This is a genomic window from Petrotoga halophila DSM 16923, from assembly GCF_002924615.1.
In genome coordinates, this window is the sequence record NZ_JALY01000190.1 from 1 (window position 1) to 1,105 (window position 1,105).

Here is a 1,105-nt window from a genome sequence, read left to right on the forward strand (position 1 = left end):
CAGGGATTCTGAGGAGTTGTCCAAAAGTTTCTGGCTTGATTTTTTTTAATTTTTCCTTTGCTTCGTAGGCGAGATTGTTAATTTCGTCATAATCTATATCTTTAGGTATCTTTTCTTTTTCAAGCTCTTTCATTTTCATAATCTCTTCTTGCATTCTTTTAAAATATCCGTTGTATTTAAAGTGAATGTCGATTTGTTCTATCACTTCTTTTTCCTCAACTGCTTCTTCATCTAAATGTTTCAAATCGGTGTAAGATATTTCGCTTCTCTTGAGTAATTCACCCATGTGAACAGGATGGGTGATTTTTGAAGAACCTTTTGAGGCCAGAATATTGTTAACTTGATTAGGTGATACTTTAATCTGTTCCAGTTTCTTTATTTGTTGATTTATTTGGTTTTCTAGTCTATGAAGTTGTTGGTACTGTTCTTTACTCAATAAACCGTATTTGTATCCATACTTATACAACCTTAAATGAGCATTATCATGCCTGAGTAACAACCTGTATTCAGCTCGGGAAGTCAGTAGGAACCCCAAGGTAAGCCTCGGACCTGTCAAGAATAAAAGGTTCTTCTCCCTTGATTTTTAGAGCAGCATTAATTCCTGCCATGAGTCCCTGACCTGCGGCTTCCTCGTAACCACTTGTACCATTAATCTGGCCAGCTAAGAATAATCCTTCTATTTTTTTTGTTTCAAGGTTGTGTTTCAATTGATTTGGATTAACAAAATCGTACTCAACGGCATAAGCGGGTCTTTCAATTATAGCATTTTCTAAACCAGGTATAGTTTTCAAAATCTCAATCTGCGCTTCAAAAGGTAAACTGGTACTCAATCCATTCAAGTAGATCTCTTTAGAGTGTTTAGATTCTGGTTCGAGGAAAAATTGATGGGAATCCTTATTGAATTTCATAACTTTATCTTCAATTGAAGGGCAATATCTAGGACCAACAGACTGGATTAATTTTACATCTCCATACAAAGGCGAGAATGCGATATATCTTCTAATAACTTCATGGGTCTTGCTGTTGGTTCTTCCCAAATAACAAGGATGATCCTTCGACAATACTTTTGGCTGACTCCAATAAGAAAAAGACAGAGGTTCATCTG

Annotated in this window: 2 protein-coding genes; both read right to left on the reverse strand. The window is 35.7% G+C overall.

Annotated features, from left to right (window positions below; translation table 11 throughout):
- Positions 1-535: tRNA modifying enzyme MnmG family protein (locus AA81_RS14565; RefSeq protein ID WP_500690313.1), on the reverse strand; the 535-nt coding region annotated here is incomplete at its 3' end.
- A partial coding sequence (locus AA81_RS14570) for an FAD-dependent oxidoreductase (RefSeq protein ID WP_245863573.1) occupies positions 507-1,105 on the reverse strand: 599 nt, incomplete at its 5' end. The genes AA81_RS14570 and AA81_RS14565, both read right to left, overlap by 29 nt.